Source organism: Citrobacter gillenii, from assembly GCF_013337685.1.
Lineage (GTDB): Bacteria > Pseudomonadota > Gammaproteobacteria > Enterobacterales > Enterobacteriaceae > Citrobacter > Citrobacter gillenii.
The window spans coordinates 624,457-643,469 of sequence record NZ_SUQN01000001.1; the positions used below are offsets into that span (position 1 = coordinate 624,457).

Genomic DNA, 19,013 nt, shown 5'->3' on the forward strand with positions numbered 1-19,013 from the left:
GTTGTATGCCAGAGAAAAAATTCTCCCGCCGTACCTTTATTACGGCAGGCTCTGCGCTTGTCGTACTCCATTCTCCCGCTGTAAGGGCGCTGGAAGCCGCGCGCAGCGTCAATATTCAGGATTATAACCCGAATGACTGGGTGGCTTCTTTCCGCCAGGCTTTCGCTGAAGGGCAAACCGTCGTGGTCCCTGCGGGTGTAGTCTGTGAAAACATGAATACCGGCGTATTTATCCCACCGGGCAAAACGTTACGCATACTCGGGCGCGTGAGCGGCAACGGGCGCGGGCGGTTTGTTCTGCAGGATGGGGGGCAGGTAACCGGGGAGGGCAGTGGGAGCTTGCACAATATCACCCTCGACGTGCGGGGTTCAGATTGTGTTATCAAAGGACTTGCGATGAGCGGTTTCGGCCCGGTGACACAAATTTATATCGGCGGCAAGACCCCACGACAGATGCGCAATCTGATGATTGACGATATCACCGTCAGCCACGCGAACTATGGCATCCTGCGCCAGGGATTTCACAACCAGATGGACGGTGTGCAGATCACCAACGGTCATTTTAGTGATCTGCAGGGCGATGCCATCGAGTGGAATGTGGCGATTAACGACCGCGACATCCTCATCTCGGATCATGTTATTGAGCGCATTAACTGCACAAATGGCAACGTGAACTGGGGGATTGGCATCGGACTGGCGGGCAGCACGTATGACAATAGCTACCCGGACGCGCAGGCGGTGAAAAACTTTGTGGTGGCGAATATCACCGGATCTGATTGTCGCCAACTGGTCCATGTTGAGAACGGCAAACACTTTATCATTCGTAACGTTAAGGCTCGCAATATCACCCCGGATTTCAGTAAGAAAGCGGGCATTGATAATGCCACGATAGCTATTTATGGTTGTGACAATTTCGTGATTGATAATATCAATATGAAACAGAGCGCAGGCATGTTAATTGGTTACGGCGTAATCAAAGGGCGTTATTTATCTATTCCGCAAAACTTTAAGCTGAATAATATTCATCTGGATAATCGTCAGCTCGACTCTACTTTACGCGGCATTCAAATTTCATCAGGCAATGCAACGTCGTTTGTCGCCATCACCAACGTGGAGATGAGGCGGGCGACGCTGGAACTGCACAATCAACCGCAACATCTTTTTTTACGCAATATCAAGGTGATGCAAAAATCCGCGGTGGGGCCTGCGCTGAAGATGCACTTCGACCTCCGTAAGGATGTGCGCGGCAAGTTTATGGCTAAACAGGACACGCTGCTGTCGCTGGCCAACGTCCATGCGGTGAACGAAGCCGGGCAAAGTTCGGTTGATATCGACAGAGTGAATCATCAGGTGGTGAACGTCGAGGCGGTGAATTTTCGCCTGCCGGAGCGGGGGCGGTAATTTTACGACCATTCCTGGCTAAAGTTACGCACGCTTGGGATTAAGATTACTGCATTCCGTAGATAAGCGGCGTAACATACCCGCCAACTGAACGATGTAATTCATACTGGCTAAAACACGCTAAAAAGCTATAATTCAGCAACTAAAGAATAGGTGAATGACGTAATGGTTAATTTGAAAGCAGTTATTCCGGTAGCGGGTCTGGGGATGCATATGCTGCCTGCCACGAAGGCAATCCCTAAAGAGATGCTGCCGATTGTCGACAAGCCGATGATTCAGTACATTATCGACGAAGTTGTGGCTGCTGGGATCAAAGAAATCGTTCTGGTGACGCATGCATCCAAGAATGCCGTTGAGAACCATTTCGACACCTCTTATGAATTAGAATCGCTCCTTGAGCAGCGAGTGAAGCGTCAGCTGCTGGCCGAAGTGCAATCCATCTGCCCTCCGGGCGTGACGATCATGAACGTGCGTCAGGCGCAATTGCTGGGACTGGGCCATTCCATTCTGTGCGCCCGCCCCATCGTCGGTGACAACCCTTTTGTGGTGGTGCTTCCCGACGTTGTGCTTGATACGGCAAGCGCCGATCCGTTACGTTATAACCTGGCCGCAATGGTGGCTCGTTTTAATGAAACCGGGCGCAGCCAGGTACTGGCTAAACGTATGCAAGGCGATCTTTCTGAATATTCGGTCATTCAGACGAAGGAGCCTTTAAACAACGAAGGTAACATTAGCCGCATCGTCGAGTTCATTGAAAAACCGGATCAGCCGCAAACGCTGGATTCCGATCTGATGGCAGTAGGGCGCTATGTCCTTTCTGCTGACATTTGGGCTGAACTGGAAAAAACTGAACCTGGTGCCTGGGGACGTATCCAACTGACCGATGCAATTGCTGAGCTGGCGAAAAAACAGTCTGTTGATGCCATGCTGATGACCGGCGATAGTTACGACTGCGGCAAAAAAATGGGTTATATGCAGGCATTTGTGAAGTACGGACTGCGCAACCTGAAGGAAGGGGCGAAGTTCCGTAAGGGCATTGAGAAGCTACTGAACGAATAGATTTTAGCCTTAAGTGACGATTTGCAACAAAAAATAGCGGCAGCTAACATCCCCGCGTCTATGCTTGATGCACGGGAATGTTACTGTCGCTTTATATTTTAAAAGCAAAGAATAACAACGAGTTACCCTACCAAGATTAATGTGCTTTTTGTTGGATTTATCCTTGTTTCTAGCTTCATTTGGTAAGACAATTATCGTTTGATTTTGGGGTCTTTGCCTGAAACGGCAGTGACCGTCATCGTTGGGATCGAGATAGTGCTCTGGTTGCTGTAAAGCCAGGGGCGGTAGCTTACTTGAATATTGGCAAATAGTATTCAAATATTACATGCAACATGGACTTTTTTAGCTGACCAGCTTAAAAGGTGAGTTAAGAACAAGTAAGGGACTAAAAACTATGCATCTATGATGCTGGAGATGCACTGCTCTACCATTACACATGGTTGTATTAAACAGTCAGAAAAATTTATTGTGTAAAATAGAGTTTTCTTACGTAATTCGGAAACAAAACTTCTTCTTTTTTTATGATTTTTACATCATAAAAATATAGTTAATCAATATCTCTCAGTCTAAGTGTTCGTTTTCGCGTTATTTATGGAAACGAACAATGTATCTAATTGGAGTAATTATGATATTACAAGAAAAAATTAGAATCGCTGTCGTAGGATGTGGTCGTATATCTAAAAACCATTTTGGCTCAATAGCCAAACTATCGAATGAATATGAATTGGTTGCTATCTGTGATATTGACCCTGAAGTACTAGAGAAACATAAAGCGGAATACAATGTACCTGGCTATTTGTTACTAGACGATATGCTGAAAAGCGAAAAGTTAGACCTGGTAACCATTTGTACACCGAGTGGTATACATGCAAGCCAAACGATCAAAGCTGCAAAAGCAGGCGTAAACGTTATCACTGAGAAGCCCATGGCAACCAAATGGGAAGATGGACTGGCAATGGTTCGGGCGTGCGATGAAGCCGGGGTAAGGCTATTCGTTGTGAAGCAAAACCGCCGCAATTCAACGCTGCAGTTGCTGAAACGTGCTGTTACTGAGAAGCGCTTTGGCAAAATTCATATGGTTCAGATGAATGTTTTCTGGACACGTCCACAAGAATATTATGACCGTGCAAAATGGTCTGGAACGTGGGATATGGATGGCGGGGCGTTTATGAACCAGGCTACGCATTATGTTGACTTATTGCACTGGTTAGTAGGACCTGTTGAAAGAGTTCACTCAATGCTTTCTACACACCGGGATATTGAAGTTGAAGACACTGGGGTGGTTAACATTAAGTGGCGAAATGGTGCGTTGGGTTCTATGTCAGTAACGATGTGTACTTACCCAAATAACTATGAAGGTTCCATCACCATTTTGGGAGAAAAAGGGACTGTTCGTATTGGTGGGGTTGCCGTAAACGATATTCAGGAATGGACGTTTTCGGAGCCTAAAGATTATGATGCTCAGGTCGAATCGGCAAATTATGAGACGACATCTGTTTATGGCTTTGGTCATCCTCCTTACTTCCAGAATGTTGCAGATGTATTACGCGGCAAAGCAGAGCCAGAAACAGATGGCCGTGAAGGATTAAAATCACTCGAATTATTGATATCTATCTATCGCTCTGCAAGGGATAGGAAAGAAGTTGGTTTGCCATTAAATATTTAATAGGTTATTTATGAATCTCGCTGATTTGAAAATAGGTGTTGTGGGTTTAGGCTATGTCGGTCTACCGTTAGCTGTAGAGTTTGGTAAAAAATTCCCTACGTACGGATTTGATATTAAAAGTGATAGGGTACGCGAACTAAAGGAAGGAAAAGACTCAACGCTGGAATGTGAAGAAAAGGAATTGGCTGAGGCTATCCATTTAACCTACACAGATAGCCTTGAAGATATAAAACAATGCAATTTTTACATTGTTACAGTTCCTACTCCTATTACGGATGATAAAACACCAGATCTTACCCCATTAGTAAAAGCTTCGGAAACGCTAGCAAAAGTTATTAAGAAGAGAGATATTGTTGTTTTTGAATCGACCGTATATCCGGGGGCAACAGAAGAAATCTGTCTGCCGATTATTGAGAAATTATCTGGATTAATCTTTAATCAAGACTTCTTCGCTGGCTATAGCCCGGAGAGGATTAATCCGGGTGATAAAGTTAATCGATTGACGACAATTGTAAAAATCACCTCAGGATCAAATGCCGAAGTCGCTGATTATGTAGACCAAGTATATCGCCAAATTATTACTGTCGGCACTCATAAAGCGTCCTCTATTCGGGTTGCTGAAGCAGCAAAAGTTATAGAAAATACCCAGAGAGATCTCAATATCGCAGTTATCAATGAATTTGCGAAAATCTTTAATAGATTAGGTATTGATACAGAAGAGGTACTAAAGGCTGCTGGAACTAAATGGAACTTTTTGCCATTTAAACCAGGCCTGGTTGGTGGGCATTGCATCAGTGTTGACCCGTATTATTTGACCCACAAAGCGCAAGAGGTTGGTTACCGACCAGAAGTGATTCTGGCTGGACGTCGAATCAATGACGGCATGGGGGAATATGTCGCGACGCAATTAGTTAAGCATATGGCTCGTAGGAAAATAAATATTGATGAAGCAAAAGTATTAGTAATGGGTTTCACCTTCAAAGGTGACTGCCCGGATGTACGTAATACTAAAATTATCGATATTATTAAGGAATTAAAAGAGTTCAATATGAACGTTGATGTCTACGATAGTTGGGCATCACACCCTGAAGTGAAGCATGAGTACGGTATTGATTTGATTCAAAAGCCGGAGCAGGGGAAATACGATGCTATCATTCTTGCGGTTGATCATAGCGAAACCAAAGAAATGGGCGTCACTGCTATTCGTGCTTTGGGTAAGTCAGAACATGTCTTGTATGACGTTAAGCATGTGTTGTCGTTAGGTGAGTCGGACCTGCGTCTATAGTGCTTATCTAAAATCACAATACCTCGTAATGAATAACATTTTGTCACGAGGTATTGATACACTCAGACAGGAGTATTGGAATGAATTATTACAAGCATGATTCTGCTATCGTTGACGACGGAGCACAAATTGGTGCAGGCTCTCGTGTATGGCATTTTGCCCATGTCTGTGGTGGTGCAAAAATCGGCGAAGGAGTTTCGCTAGGGCAAAATGTTTTCGTAGGCAACAAAGTTACAATTGGGGACCATTGTAAGATTCAAAACAATGTATCTGTTTATGATAACGTCCATTTAGCTGAGGGCGTTTTTTGTGGTCCCAGCATGGTTTTTACCAATGTGTATAATCCCCGTTCATTAATCGAAAGAAAAGATCAATATCGAGATACCATTGTTAATAAAGGTGCAACGTTAGGTGCTAACTGCACGATTGTTTGTGGTGTGACGATCGGTGAATATGCATTTATCGGTGCAGGTGCAGTAGTCAATAAAGATGTACCGCCATATGCCTTAATGGTAGGTGTACCAGCGAAACAAATAGGCTGGATGAGTGAATTTGGCGAGCAACTTGATTTACCTATTGAAGGTAAGGGAAGTATTACTTGTCAGCATACAGGCAGTGTCTATCATCTTGACGGCAAAGAACTAAGAAAAAACTAATTCACTAAAATATCAGGTGCGGAAATGCAATTTATTGATTTAGTAGTGCAGCAAAATCGTATTAAAGAACAACTCGATTCTGCAATTAAAAAAGTGCTCGAACATGGTCAGTATATTTTAGGTCCGGAAGTGGCCGAACTAGAAAATAAGCTGGCAGAGTTTACTGGTGCGAAGCACTGTATAAGTGTTGCGAATGGTACAGATGCACTACAAATTGCGCAAATGGCTTTTGGTATTGGTCCCGGTGATGAAGTAATCACTCCGGGGTTTACTTATATCGCGACAGCGGAAACTGTGGCATTACTGGGAGCGAAACCAGTATATGTAGATGTTTGCCCTAAAACGTATAACCTTGATCCCGAAAAATTAGAAGCGGCTATTACCCTCAGAACAAAAGCGATCATTCCAGTCAGCCTCTATGGACAGTGTGCAGATTATGATGCAATTAATGCTATTGCTGATAAATACGGAATTCCTGTGATTGAGGATGCCGCTCAGAGTTTTGGTGCAAGTTATAAAAATAAACGTTCATGTAATTTAACGACTGTTGCTTGTACCAGTTTTTTTCCTAGCAAGCCGTTGGGCTGTTATGGGGATGGCGGTGCTATTTTTACTAATGATGACGAACTTGCCAAAGTAATTCGACAAATAGCTCGTCATGGTCAGGATCGTCGTTATCATCATATCCGTATTGGTGTGAACAGTCGTCTTGATACTCTCCAGGCTGCAATATTGCTACCTAAACTAGAGATATTTGAAGAGGAAATGCAACTTCGCAATAAAGTGGCGAAGCGTTACAGCGAATTGCTTAATGATGCAGGTATTACAACTACCCCATATATAGAAGAACATAATATTAGTGCGTGGGCACAGTATACAATTTTGGTGAAAAATCGTACGCAAGTGCAGCAAAAATTGCAGCTGGCTGGAATCCCAACAGCCGTACATTATCCAATTCCATTGAATAAACAGCCTGCAGTGGCAGATGACAGTGTTGTACTGCATTATGGTGATCAAATTGCAGATGAAGTTATTAGTCTACCAATGCATCCATATATGACTGAAGAAGATATTCGACTTGTCGTTAATGCTTTAGTTAACTCATTATAATAATTTATTTAAAGCTTATTTTGTTGTTTGATACTTATAAGGGATTTTATGACAATGTCGTTAAAGCCGTTACATGTGTTAATTATCCCATCCTGGTATCCATTATCTCCCTCTGACATCGGAGGGAGTTTTTTTAGGGAACAAGCTCTGGCGTTGAAAAAACGCGGCGTGAACGTCGGCGTTATTTCACCATGCGTCCGTTCATTACGATCAGCAAAAGTGTTTCAACAACCTTTTGGCATACATACTGATATTGATGAAGGCATACCGACCTTAAGATATCATGCAATAAACGTTATACCTCGAATGGAAAAGTTGTTCGAGAAAATGTGGGTAATGTTGGGGATGAAACTCTTTCTTGAATACAAGAAAGTGTATGGACTGCCAGATATTATGCATGTTCACTCCCTCGACAGGGCTGGTTTTCTCGCCTACGCGATTTCAAGAAAATATAACATACCTTATATTGTTACTGAGCATAGTACAGCCTTTGCGAGATCTCTTATAAGTCAATCGAAAAAGAAAAGACTTTTAAATGTGGTTAGTTCCGCGAGAACACAATTAGCGGTAAGTCAACCATTTTCTGAGCTACTAAATAGTGCTTTTCCTAACTCAAATTGGCTTTATTTGCCAAATATAGTTTCTGACAAATTTCTGGTAGCATCAGAGGTGAAAGATAAAAATGATAATATTTTTACCTTTATAAATGTTTGTATGCTTACAGAGAAAAAAAGAGTAGATAATCTGATTAAGGCGTTTTCACTGCTTCATAAAAAATATAACAATATACGGTTAAAAATAGGTGGTGATGGCATCTGTCGCAATGATTTGAAAGAGCTAGCCATTGAACTGAATGTAGATAATAAAATTCAATTTTTAGGCGCGCTCTCTCGCGATGAAGTATTTACTCAAATTAACCAAGCTGATGCATTTGTTTTATCAAGTGAATATGAGACATTTGGCGTAGTTCTGATAGAAGCATTAGCCCTTGGCAAACCGGTAGTTGCAACTCGATGTGGTGGTCCAGAATCTATAGTTAACGATGAAGTTGGCGTATTGGTAGAGAAAAACTCAGTACAGGCACTATGTGATGGCATGGAAATGATATATACCAATCGTGAAAATCTTGATGCAAATAAAATAAAATCTTATTGCCAGCATAGTTTTTCAGAGGATGCAGTGACAGACAAATTATTAAATATTTATCATAATATCTTGCGATCCAAAACCTATGAATAAAAAAACAATTGTTGCCTATGCAATTGGGCCAATTGGCTCAGCATTAGTTAGTTTTGCAAGCCTTCCTTTAATAGCTTGGTTTTATTCGGTTGAAGATGTCGGAAAGATATCAATATTTAATGCCGTCGCCAGTCTTGCTACCTTAGTTTTTTGCCTCGGACTCGATCAGGCCTTTGTTCGTGAATACCATGGTAGCGCGAACAAACCGGGGCTGCTGAAGCAAGTTGTTCTGCCAGGCATCATATTAATGACTGCATTAGTCATACTGGTTACCGCATACGATACAAGATTGCTCTCAATACTTATATTTGATCAATCAAGTAAATTTCTTAGTATTATGGTGATTGTCTGCTTTTTTGTTCAATACATCGCTCGATTCTTATCACTTATTCTTCGTATGCAAGAACGTGCGATGGCATATTCGATGAGCCAATTATTACCTAAAATTTTCTTTCTCTTATTTTTATTGCTAGGGGTTGCATTAGGAAAGGACAAAACACTATATCAACTTCTGAGCGCTTATGTATTATCAGCGTGCTTGGTTTTTATTGTATATTTATTTAATACAAGACGAGACTGGTTACCCGCAATCAATACAAAAGTAGACCAAGACCAAATGAGTTCACTTTTCAAATTTGGTCTTCCTTTGGTATTTGGCAGTTTAGCCTCTTGGGGTTTGAATGTTGCAGATAGATTTTTCCTGCGTTATTACTCTAGCTTTTCAGAACTCGGTATCTATTCAGTAACTATGAGCGTTGCTGCTGTAGCGACACTTTTTGCAGGTATTTTTAATACAATTTGGGCTCCTTTAGTTTATAAATGGCTCAGTGAAGATAAAATAGATAATGAAAAAATTGACGAGATAGGTGAACATGTTTTGGCTGCAATATATTTTGCTATTGTAGGCTGTAGTACATTTGCATGGATAGTTCCATATCTGCTACCACCACAATATAAAGCTATTGAATACTTGTTGCCAATTTGTCTTCTTGCTCCTCTGTTATATACCCTGTCTGAAGTTACGGCTGTAGGAATTGCAATATCAAGGAGAACCATCTTTTCAATGTTGGCATCTGTTGCGGCCATGTTATGTAATTTGGCAGGAAACTACCTACTAGTACCTCACTATGGCGCTTCAGGGGCTGCAACGTCTACACTGTTGGCATTTATTGTCTTTTATGTCCTCCGAACTGAGTTTTCCAAGCGTGTCTGGCGAGGCATTGCAACAAGAAAAATTTACTTGATACTGACAATATTAACCATACATGTCTTAATTAATGTATGGAGTCTGAAGGGGGGCATGATTGAAGTCTTGATTTCACTATGCCTACTGCTACTAGGTATTTATATGTTTAAAAATACAATTACTAGTTTATGGAACAGTGTGCGCACTGTTGCATTTAGATAATTGGGAGAAGTGTGTGGGTCGCTATAATAATTCGCTCTTAAAGGATAATATTCTAATATCCAAGTTTTTTTTGCTTTGTTTTTTTTGTTTTTATATTTTGAGTTTTATTATTCCGCAACCGAGTATGTTTATAATACGAATTTCACCATTGGTTGTTGGTGTAATTGTGTATATTGCTTATTTCCTTTTTATTAATGCAAAGCTTCAAAAAGATGAATTAGTTCCATTAATTTTCCTTACCTATTTTTCTTTACTTGCCTCAATATATTTGATTTGGGATAAGGGGTTTCTTAGCATACTTTCAATGGAAAATTTCTTTTTCCTTTCCTTACCTCTTTTTTTTATTATTGCGGGACGATTAAACAATGAAGAAGGATTGAACTTTACGTATAAATTCTTCCTTTACTTTATCTATTTCCAATTATTCGTGATAATTGGGCAAAGTATGAAAATGTTAACTGGAATAGGGTTTAATACTCCGGCAGAGTACACTGCAGGCATTGAACAGGCTGATTATGAAAATATGCTTTCTGGAACATTTTTGAATTCGAATGATCTAGCGAGTTTAGTTGCTATGATCGCCGTTTTCTTCTTATTGCTAAAACATTATCGTGGTTATAAAGTAGAGTTGGGCTTAATAGCGGTTTTTGTAATTCTAATATTAACTGCTTCACGAATGTCAATTTTACTATTTACAATGAGTATAATTGTTTTCTGGTTCTGTAATAAAAAAGTTAAGAAAAAGAAAATACTATTGCTGTTACCAGCTGTTCTCTTGGCCTTGGTGGCGATTTATAACCTTATCGATAGTTACAGTAATAGCTTTGAAGCTCTAAATCGGGTTAAACAAAGAGTTGATACGATATTTATCGTACTTAATAACGGGATTTCTTTTGATAATTCAATGAGTATCAGATTTGAATCGTATCTCAACTTTATCGATAACCTGGATAGTCTGGGGTATGGGACGATGAAATTTCGAGATTATGGCATTTTCGTAAATCACTTAGGTGCGAAATTTAGTCTATTGGCTGTTAATCCCCACTCATTCATTGTTGAGATAGGCTATTGGATGGGATGGTTAGGCCTATCATTATTTTTAATGTTCATGATCTTCTTATTTGTTAAAAAATGTACAGTGTTGAATTTTTTTGTTTTCGTTTCTTTCATATTGATTACTATGATTAGTTCTTCAGTAATTACTAACTTTCTCTTATTCTTTTGTTTCTTCAGTTGTGCTCTAATATACAAAGAGAGTTTAAATACTGAGACGGCTTCTGTGAATAATATTATGTAATCCATGTTTTATTTTTGCCACAATATATACTCCAAACCATAGGTAATCATGAAGAAAATAATCATTATTAGACCGGATAGTCCAGAAGGAAGTCCTGTATACGAGAGAAGTAATTCCTTTTCTAACTACTTTAAAAGAAAGGGATTTCATGTCAATACTATTGCGTCGCCTGATGGAATATTACATCTTTTAAAGCTAATAATTACTATTGTGCGCTGTAACCCGACGTATATTTTCATTACTATGCCACCGTTTCGCAACTGGAGTATTTTTCTATTACCCTTTGCTAAAATAATTTTAGATCTTAGGGATGGTTGGTCTATTGCGATTGAAAGTGGTTATGGTGGTGTATTTGAACCAAATAAAAAGAAGGCTAAACTTGCTAAGTTTATAGAATACTTTGCCATTAAAAAAAGTTTTGCAACTATTACTTGTACCCCTGGGTTGGTACAGTACTTGAGTTCATTAACAAAGAAGAAAATTTACTTGGTGAGAAATGGCTTATCACAGGGTGACTATTTAATGGCTCAAAATCTTCTTGTTAACGAATCATTATCTAGTAATGAAAATATCAGAAGATTTATTTGTGCCGGCAAGTTCTCTGAATATGGTAAAGATAAAGTTAAAAAAATACTGTCTATAATCAATGAACGCTATGGTGACAAAAAATGTCTCATTCAACTCATAGGTTCTGATGTAAACGAAAATAAATGGATTGCAGAGTATTTAAAAGAAAAGCAGCTACTAAGTATCGATGTTGAAATATTAGGAAGACTATCAAAATACGAAATGTATAATGTAATGCACAATGCATTCTGTGCTATCACAATTATTCGTGATCCAGATTATGATTTTGGAACGAAGATATATGATTATTTGGCCTTAGAACTAAAATATTTAGATTATTTCGATGAGTCTAATAATTTTCAGGATTATTTCTATCAATATTCAGACACATATCATGGAGAGAAAGAGATAATTCAAATTGTAAGAGAGAAGATCCTGGAAGAGAGTGATTTTAATTCAATTATTGTGTAATGAAACAATTTTAAAACTACAGGTTTTGTTCTTTTATTTTGCATGTTGCAGTACATACAAAAAAGCAGGCAGATATTGTTCTTGACTTAGTGTTATTTAACTAAAAGAATAAATTGGTTTTCTGTGATGTCAATTTTACTATATTTTATACGTTTAATTTATGAATTAAGTACTCGAACACGACTGGGGAAAAAATGAAGATAGTATTACTCTCAGCAGCATCATCTATCCATACTGTTCGCTGGGCAAACGGTCTAAGTGAAGCTGGCCATGAAGTTTTCGTGATTTCTCAGCATGAAAATATTGATCCTTTTCTACCGTCCGTTTCAGTATATACTTTTCCATTTCGGGGAGTGTTAGGTTATTTCACCATAGTACCTGCAGTCCGTAAGCTATTAAAAAAAATACAACCTGATATTGTTAATGCGCATTATGCTAGCGGCTATGGAACTACAGCAAGACTAGTGGGACATCACCCGTGGATACTATCTGTATGGGGAAGTGATATTTATGATTTCCCGCATAAATCCCCTTTGCATAAGTGGTTGGTAAAAAAGAATTTACGCGCGGCTGATAGAGTAGTCTCTACAAGTCATTGCATGGCTGAGCAAACCCGCACGTTAACTCCTGAATTGAAAGATATCACTATAACTCCATTTGGGGTCGATTTAAGCGCCTATCAATCTATTGATATTGGAGGCGAAAAACAAACTGATAAAATTATAATTGGCACAGTTAAAACTATGAAGCCAAAGTATGGGATAGATACTTTAATCGAGGCTTTTGCGATTTTAATAAATTCATTACAATCTAAATCTGAAATAGATACTAAAAAAATAGAGTTACGATTAGTTGGGGGCGGTGAGCAAACAGCAGAATTAATTACGCTCAGTGAAAAGTTAGGTATTGCTGACAGTGTAAAATTTATAGGGCAAGTGCCCCATACATCAGTACCTCAAGAGCTTGCCCGTCTTGATATTTATGTTGCCTTAAGTCGTATGGACAGTGAGAGTTTTGGTGTGGCAATTATTGAAGCCGGGGCTGCAGGTAGACCTGTCGTAGTATCAGATGCAGGAGGCCTACCCGAAGTAACCATTGATGGTGTTACCGGTCTGGTGGTTCCACGTGAAGATTCTTCCGCCGCAGCTGCAGCATTAGAAAAATTGGTATTGGATTATAATTTACGTAAAGAAATGGGTTATGCAGGAAAAATTCATGTTGCTAAAAATTACTCATGGAGCGCTTGTATAAAGACTATGCTTGAAGTCTACAATACTACAGTTTCAAAATATTCAAGGAACTTAAATGAGTAAAATATTGACGATCATTGGAGCTCGCCCTCAGTTTATAAAGGCTAGCGTTGTATCGCGTGCAATTGCGCAAACCTCGGGTCTTAATGAAATTATACTACACACTGGTCAGCATTTTGATGCAAATATGTCTGACATCTTTTTCAAACAGCTAGGGATCTCAAAACCAGATATTCAGCTTGATATACATGGCGGTTGTCATGGGGAAATGACAGGGCGGATGTTGACTGAGATTGAGCGTGCATTAATAGAGCATAAACCTGATAGAGTGTTAGTTTTCGGAGATACAAACTCTACCTTAGCAGGTGCACTGGCTGCCGCAAAACTCCATATCCCGGTAGCTCATGTCGAGGCTGGGTTACGTAGTTTTAATATGCAGATGCCGGAAGAAATAAACAGAATACTCACAGATCAACTTAGTGATTTTCTTTTTTGCCCAACGGACACAGCAGTACAGAATTTGCATAATGAGGGTTTTGTAAATAAACCAGTAACAGTCCTGCAGGTAGGGGATGTGATGCAAGATGCAGCAATCTTTTTTTCACAAAATGCGCTTGAGCCCAATATTGACTTACCAAAACTGTTTATTCTAGCTACGCTGCATCGTGCTGAAAATACAGATAATCCTCAACGTTTAGCACAAATAGTTTCGGCATTAAACAAAATAAATTCCTCAATTGCACCAGTGATCTTACCGCTACACCCGAGAACTCGAAAACTGATTGCGGAACAAGATTTACGACTCGATGTCCAGATTATTGACCCTGTTGGCTATTTCGAGATGGTATGGCTTCTCAAGTCATGCAGTCTGGTTGCCACTGATAGTGGCGGCGTACAGAAAGAGGCATTTTTCTTTGGTAAAGCCTGTGTAACAATGCGTGATCAGACGGAATGGATTGAGCTAGTCAATATAGGTGCCAATGAATTGGTGGGTGCTGATGAAGATAAAATTCTCGCATCTGTTACTCGAAACATTGGACGGAAAGTGCAAGACCCACACCAACTTTATGGCGGTGGTCAGGCTTCTGTGAGTATAGTTCAGGCGTTAGTTTAATAGGGTTTATATATGTGTGGTATTTTTGGCATTATTTCAAAACAAAAAGTTAACTTGTCAGAGCTCAAGTTACTCGCAGAACATGCAAGGCAACGAGGACGTGATTCCAGCGGTCTTATTATTGATTCTGCTGATAAATACAATGTTTATCGAGCGGACTATGATATTAAGAAATTAATGTCAGGAATTAATGTATCCGACTCGACGATTGCCCTGGGACATAGTCGTCTGATTACTAATGGCCTTTCTGATAATCAACCAGTTATTCGCGGTGACGTATGTGTTATTCACAACGGCATTGTTGTAAATTATGAATCTCTGTGGGAAGAGCTTAAATTAGATCGTTGTCAAGAAATTGATACAGAGATTATCGCTGCAGTCACAGAACAATACATAAATGAAAAATTCTCACTTGAAGGCTTGTCAAATAAAGTCCTTTCTCTATGCAAAGGGGTAGTGGCCACTGCAATTATTGTCCCTAAGTTAGGGAAAATGATTTTGTTTTCTAATAACGGTAGCCTTTATGTTGGTAGCAAAGGAAATACATTTTACTTTTCTTCTGAGCAATACCCGTTAACCAAGCTTGGCTGTAGTGAAATTAGGCAAATTATTAATGAGGAAGTGATACTAGATATCCCTACGGAAGAACATATCATTGTTAAAGATGATAATTCTCGGAAATTTAATCTGATACCAAAATTTGTAAAAATTCAATCAGAGATTAATTTATTAGAGTACCCTCATCCGCAATTACGCCGTTGCACGAAGTGTATTCTGCCTGAAACAATGCCTTACATTTCATTCGATGAGCATGGAGTCTGTAACTATTGTCGCAGTTACAAGCCAAGAAATAACCCAAAACCAAAAAAAGAGTTATTTGAATTAGTTAAGCCATATAGACGTAATGGCAAGTTAGATTGTATTGTTCCTTTCTCGGGCGGGCGTGATAGCTGCTATGGTTTACATCTAATAGTAAAAGAACTGGAGATGAAACCTGTAACTTACACTTACGACTGGGGAATGGTCACTGATTTAGGACGGAGAAATATCAGTCGAATGTGCGCTGAGTTAGGCGTCGAAAACATCATTATTGCTGATGATATTGCTAAAAAAAGACATAATATAGCAATGAATTTGAAAGCATGGCTTAAATCTCCTCATCTCGGTATGATCAGCATCCTTACTGCTGGCGATAAACATTTTTTCCGTCATGTTGAATCAGTGAAAAAACAAACGGGAATTAATCTCAATCTTTGGGGGGTAAACCCACTCGAAGTAACACATTTTAAATCCGGATTTTTAGGTGTTCCTCCTGATTTTGCTGAAGAGCGTGTTTATAGTCATGGATGGCAAAAACAGCTCGAATATCAAAAGCTCAGATTTAAAGCAATGTTACAAAGTCCTGGTTATTTCAATAGTTCCTTGTGGGATACGCTGTCAGGTGAATATTATCGTAGTTTTACAGAGAAAAAAGATTACTATCACATCTTTGACTACTGGCGCTGGGATGAAAAATTAATTGACGATACGTTAATTAATCAATATGACTGGGAAACTGCAGTTGATACAAGCACTACATGGCGAATTGGCGATGGTACAGCGGCATTTTATAACTATATATATTATATCGTTGCAGGCTTTACTGAACATGATACATTCCGCAGCAATCAGATTAGAGAAGGCCAAATTACAAGAGAGGAAGCCCTTACCCTTGTCGCGGATGAAAACCAACCAAGATATGAAAATATCCGTTGGTATTTAGATGCTTTAGGAATGGATTTCTCTGATGTTATTAAAATAATTAATAATATCCCTCGTTTATATGAAGGTCTTCATGAGTAAAAGTATTTGGTATATATCTAAGTATTTTTCTGCTAAAACCAAAAACTCGGCCGGTGGTCGAGATTGGTTTTTAATGAATGAACTTGGTAAATTAGGTTTTGATGTCACAGTTATTGCTTCGGATTCTAATACTGCCAGTGAGGTGCCACTTATCTCATCAGCTGTTCAAAAGGATCAAAGAGATAATTTAGTTATTTATTGGCTTAAAACATACAAGTACACGATTCCAAAATCAGCTAAAAGGGTATTAAGTTGGTTTCATTTTGAATGGTTGCTCTTTAAATTTAATAAAAAAGAGCTTCATCGCCCCGATGTTGTTATAGCTTCAAGTTTATCTCTTTTTAGCATCATTAATGGATATCTGCTGCGTCGAAAATATGGTTGTAAACTAGTGCTCGAAGTTAGAGATATTTGGCCATTGACGATTGTTGAGGAAGGTGGATTTAGCCCTAAACACCCTTTTGTTATGCTTCTAGCCAGACTTGAACGTTTTGCATATAAAACTGCTGATGTCATTGTTGGTACAATGCCTAATTTAGGTGAACATGTTCATAATATCTTAGGCTTTCAAAAGCCAACATATTGTGTACCAATGGGTTTCGATCCAAATGTACTTTCTATACAAGAAAATGTTGATGAAGAAATAGTTAAAAAGTATTTCAAAAATGGAAAATTTCATGTGGTTTATGCGGGGACCATTGGCATTACCAATGCTTTGGATACTTTATTCGAAGCGGCGGAGAAACTCGTAGACAATGAAAATATTCATTTTGTGATTTTAGGTGAAGGCGCATTAAAATCTGATTATATGAGGCGCTATGCCCATTGCAATAATATAAGTTTTATGCCAAAGGTTTCACGACTTATGGTCCAGTCTGTTCTAAAAAATGCTGATGCTCTTTATTTATCGGCATTTGATTCCAAGGTTTGGCAGTATGGACAGTCATTGAATAAAATTATTGACTACATGGTTGCTGCAAGACCGATCATCGCATCTTACAGTGGTTATCAGTCAATGATTAATGAAGCGAAGTCAGGATTCTTCGTTCCTTCTGAAAATGCAAATGCTGTCGTTGAGAAAATACTTTTATTAAAAGATATGTCTAAACAAGATAGAGATGCTATGGGAGAAAGAGGTCGGGAGTGGATCTTGCATAATAGAAATTATGATAAGCTAGCCCGTTATTATGCTGATATTATTTTTGAATAGTTATCAGTATCAATATTTTCCAATCTTATAACTCATTTGTTTTGTGATCAACCTGCTGTCTTCGGTTTTAAATTATTAAAAATGAGATGCAGGTTGATTATTTTGGGTTAATCATTATTAATGCCATTGGGTTTGCTGAAAGTTAAATTAAAAACCCTGGCGATAGCAGTAATAACTCCGCAACCAAATAGCAGAATTATATCGAATAGGCTTTAATGTATGAAACGTTTACTAGATATTATTATTTCCTTTTGTGCATTGATTGTTTTATCGCCATTATTACTATATCTTGCATATAAAATAAAAGTAAAAATAGGTTCTCCCGTTCTATTTAAGCAGCAGCGTCCAGGGCTAAATGGTAAACCATTTAATATGATTAAATTTCGGACAATGCGTGATGCTTATGATAAAGATGGAAATCCGCTTCCAGATGATGAACGGATGACGGTTTTTGGTACTAAGCTAAGAAATATGAGTCTGGACGAACTTCCCGAGCTATGGAATGTACTGCGTGGGGATATGAGTTTGGTTGGCCCCCGTCCATTACTAATGCAGTATCTTAGTTTGTATAATACAAAGCAAATGCGTAGACATGAAGTTCGCCCTGGTATTACAGGATGGGCTCAAGTTAATGGTCGTAATTCGATTAGTTGGCAAGAAAAATTCGATTTAGATGTTTGGTATATAGATAATCATTCATTACTATTAGATTTGAAGATACTTTTATTGACAATTCAAAAAGCATATAAAAGAGATGGTATATCTGCTGAAGGGCACGTAACTGTAGAACCATTCAGGGGAAATGATGAAAAATAAAATTGCTGTCTATGGCGGTGGAGGCCATGGAAAGGTTGTTGCAGAAATTATTGAATTATCTGGTGATAATGAAGTTTATTTTTTTGATGAACAGTGGCCCTCTTTGCTTAAACACGAACATTGGCCACTTATTGGGAATTTGGATAAGTTAATCGAAAATATAAATAGCTATGATGGTGTTATTGTCGCAATAGGTAATAATAAAATCAGAGCTAGTGTGTTTAACAAGTTGAAAAGCATAAATGCTCCACTTCAATCATTTATTCATCCGTCGGCGTGCGTCAGTCGTTATAGCCAAATAGGTATTGGTTCCGTAGTTATGGCTCATGCTGTAATTAACCCATTTGTGACTATAGGCAATACTGTTATTATTAATACTGCAGCAACTATCGATCATGATTCAGTTATAAGTAATGGTTCGCATATATGCCCGGGAGTACACTTATCAGGTGCTGTTAAAGTTGGAGAGAGCGTTATGATCGGTGTAGGGGCACAAGTAGTTCAGTGTATTAATATCGGAAATGACGCTGTCGTTGGTGCAGGTGCGAATGTAATATCTGATGTTGAGCCTAATGCAATCGTTGTGGGTAACCCCGCTAAATTAATACAGAAGAAAGGATGAG

General features: G+C 39.0%; 16 protein-coding genes. All 16 read left to right on the forward strand.

The annotated features are described in order from the left end of the window. The first annotated feature begins 5 nt into the window (after nt 1-5). Nucleotides 6-1,400 (forward strand): colanic acid biosynthesis protein WcaM, encoded by a 1,395-nt coding sequence (gene wcaM, locus FCH32_RS02880; protein ID WP_174360459.1) that lies wholly within the window; start codon nt 6-8, stop codon nt 1,398-1,400. A gap of 165 nt (nt 1,401-1,565) precedes the next feature. Continuing rightward, the gene (gene galF, locus FCH32_RS02885; RefSeq protein WP_153879937.1) at nt 1,566-2,459 is read left to right on the forward strand and encodes a GalU regulator GalF; all 894 of its coding nucleotides are present in this window, start codon (nt 1,566-1,568) and stop codon (nt 2,457-2,459) included. 625 nt (nt 2,460-3,084) lie between these two features. Next, a complete protein-coding gene (locus FCH32_RS02890) occupies nt 3,085-4,125 on the forward strand; it encodes a Gfo/Idh/MocA family protein (RefSeq protein ID WP_174360460.1) in 1,041 nt (346 codons plus the stop codon). 10 nt (nt 4,126-4,135) lie between these two features. Beyond that, entirely contained in the window at nt 4,136-5,410 is a 1,275-nt protein-coding gene (gene tviB, locus FCH32_RS02895) for a Vi polysaccharide biosynthesis UDP-N-acetylglucosamine C-6 dehydrogenase TviB (protein WP_174360461.1), read from the forward strand. Nucleotides 5,411-5,490: 80 nt separating this feature from the next. After that, entirely contained in the window at nt 5,491-6,066 is a 576-nt protein-coding gene (locus FCH32_RS02900) for an acyltransferase (protein WP_137366004.1), read from the forward strand. 24 nt (nt 6,067-6,090) lie between these two features. Next, nucleotides 6,091-7,176: a DegT/DnrJ/EryC1/StrS family aminotransferase gene (locus FCH32_RS02905; protein ID WP_174360462.1), complete on the forward strand. Its 1,086-nt coding sequence runs from the start codon at nt 6,091-6,093 to the stop codon at nt 7,174-7,176. A gap of 48 nt (nt 7,177-7,224) precedes the next feature. Further along, complete coding sequence (locus tag FCH32_RS02910) at nt 7,225-8,415, forward strand: glycosyltransferase (protein WP_217438877.1); 1,191 nt, start codon at nt 7,225-7,227, stop codon at nt 8,413-8,415. Beyond that, on the forward strand, nt 8,408-9,823 hold the full coding sequence (locus FCH32_RS02915; protein ID WP_174360463.1) for a lipopolysaccharide biosynthesis protein: 1,416 nt from the start codon (nt 8,408-8,410) through the stop codon (nt 9,821-9,823). Before FCH32_RS02910 ends, FCH32_RS02915 begins: the two co-directional genes overlap by 8 nt. Before the next feature lie 13 nt (nt 9,824-9,836). Further along, nucleotides 9,837-11,120 carry an O-antigen ligase family protein gene (locus FCH32_RS02920; RefSeq protein WP_174360464.1) on the forward strand — a complete coding sequence of 428 codons (1,284 nt, stop codon included), beginning with the start codon at nt 9,837-9,839 and terminating at the stop codon, nt 11,118-11,120. 48 nt (nt 11,121-11,168) lie between these two features. Further along, nucleotides 11,169-12,158, forward strand: a complete 990-nt coding sequence (locus FCH32_RS02925) for a glycosyltransferase family protein (RefSeq protein WP_174360465.1) — start codon at nt 11,169-11,171, stop codon at nt 12,156-12,158. A gap of 194 nt (nt 12,159-12,352) precedes the next feature. Continuing rightward, entirely contained in the window at nt 12,353-13,471 is a 1,119-nt protein-coding gene (locus FCH32_RS02930) for a glycosyltransferase (protein WP_174360466.1), read from the forward strand. Further along, nucleotides 13,464-14,522, forward strand: a complete 1,059-nt coding sequence (gene wecB / locus FCH32_RS02935) for a non-hydrolyzing UDP-N-acetylglucosamine 2-epimerase (protein WP_174360467.1) — start codon at nt 13,464-13,466, stop codon at nt 14,520-14,522. Before FCH32_RS02930 ends, wecB begins: the two co-directional genes overlap by 8 nt. A gap of 12 nt (nt 14,523-14,534) precedes the next feature. Then, nucleotides 14,535-16,364: a glucosamine 6-phosphate synthetase gene (locus FCH32_RS02940; protein ID WP_174360468.1), complete on the forward strand. Its 1,830-nt coding sequence runs from the start codon at nt 14,535-14,537 to the stop codon at nt 16,362-16,364. Next, a complete protein-coding gene (locus FCH32_RS02945; protein ID WP_174360469.1) occupies nt 16,357-17,574 on the forward strand; it encodes a glycosyltransferase family 4 protein in 1,218 nt (405 codons plus the stop codon). The genes FCH32_RS02940 and FCH32_RS02945 overlap by 8 nt, the downstream gene beginning before the upstream one ends. 219 nt (nt 17,575-17,793) lie before the next feature. Further along, nucleotides 17,794-18,390, forward strand: coding sequence for a sugar transferase (locus tag FCH32_RS02950; protein WP_174360470.1), 597 nt, complete (start codon nt 17,794-17,796; stop codon nt 18,388-18,390). Next, nucleotides 18,380-19,012 (forward strand): acetyltransferase, encoded by a 633-nt coding sequence (locus FCH32_RS02955; RefSeq protein WP_217438878.1) that lies wholly within the window; start codon nt 18,380-18,382, stop codon nt 19,010-19,012. The genes FCH32_RS02950 and FCH32_RS02955 overlap by 11 nt, the downstream gene beginning before the upstream one ends. Nucleotide 19,013 lies beyond the last annotated feature (1 nt).

Excerpts from the sequence above, each read along its gene's own strand:
- FCH32_RS02890 (WP_174360460.1), top strand. The coding sequence starts at position 3,085 with ATGATATTACAAGAAAAAATTAGAATCGCTGTCGTAGGATGTGGTCGT.
- tviB (WP_174360461.1), top strand. The coding sequence starts at position 4,136 with ATGAATCTCGCTGATTTGAAAATAGGTGTTGTGGGTTTAGGCTATGTC.
- FCH32_RS02910 (WP_217438877.1), top strand. The coding sequence starts at position 7,225 with ATGACAATGTCGTTAAAGCCGTTACATGTGTTAATTATCCCATCCTGG.
- wecB (WP_174360467.1), top strand. The coding sequence starts at position 13,464 with ATGAGTAAAATATTGACGATCATTGGAGCTCGCCCTCAGTTTATAAAG.
- FCH32_RS02905 (WP_174360462.1), top strand. The coding sequence starts at position 6,091 with ATGCAATTTATTGATTTAGTAGTGCAGCAAAATCGTATTAAAGAACAA.
- galF (WP_153879937.1), top strand. The coding sequence starts at position 1,566 with ATGGTTAATTTGAAAGCAGTTATTCCGGTAGCGGGTCTGGGGATGCAT.
- FCH32_RS02900 (WP_137366004.1), top strand. The coding sequence starts at position 5,491 with ATGAATTATTACAAGCATGATTCTGCTATCGTTGACGACGGAGCACAA.
- wcaM (WP_174360459.1), top strand. The coding sequence starts at position 6 with ATGCCAGAGAAAAAATTCTCCCGCCGTACCTTTATTACGGCAGGCTCT.
- FCH32_RS02930 (WP_174360466.1), top strand. The coding sequence starts at position 12,353 with ATGAAGATAGTATTACTCTCAGCAGCATCATCTATCCATACTGTTCGC.
- FCH32_RS02950 (WP_174360470.1), top strand. The coding sequence starts at position 17,794 with ATGAAACGTTTACTAGATATTATTATTTCCTTTTGTGCATTGATTGTT.
- FCH32_RS02915 (WP_174360463.1), top strand. The coding sequence starts at position 8,408 with ATGAATAAAAAAACAATTGTTGCCTATGCAATTGGGCCAATTGGCTCA.
- FCH32_RS02925 (WP_174360465.1), top strand. The coding sequence starts at position 11,169 with ATGAAGAAAATAATCATTATTAGACCGGATAGTCCAGAAGGAAGTCCT.
- FCH32_RS02945 (WP_174360469.1), top strand. The coding sequence starts at position 16,357 with ATGAGTAAAAGTATTTGGTATATATCTAAGTATTTTTCTGCTAAAACC.
- FCH32_RS02940 (WP_174360468.1), top strand. The coding sequence starts at position 14,535 with ATGTGTGGTATTTTTGGCATTATTTCAAAACAAAAAGTTAACTTGTCA.
- FCH32_RS02955 (WP_217438878.1), top strand. The coding sequence starts at position 18,380 with ATGAAAAATAAAATTGCTGTCTATGGCGGTGGAGGCCATGGAAAGGTT.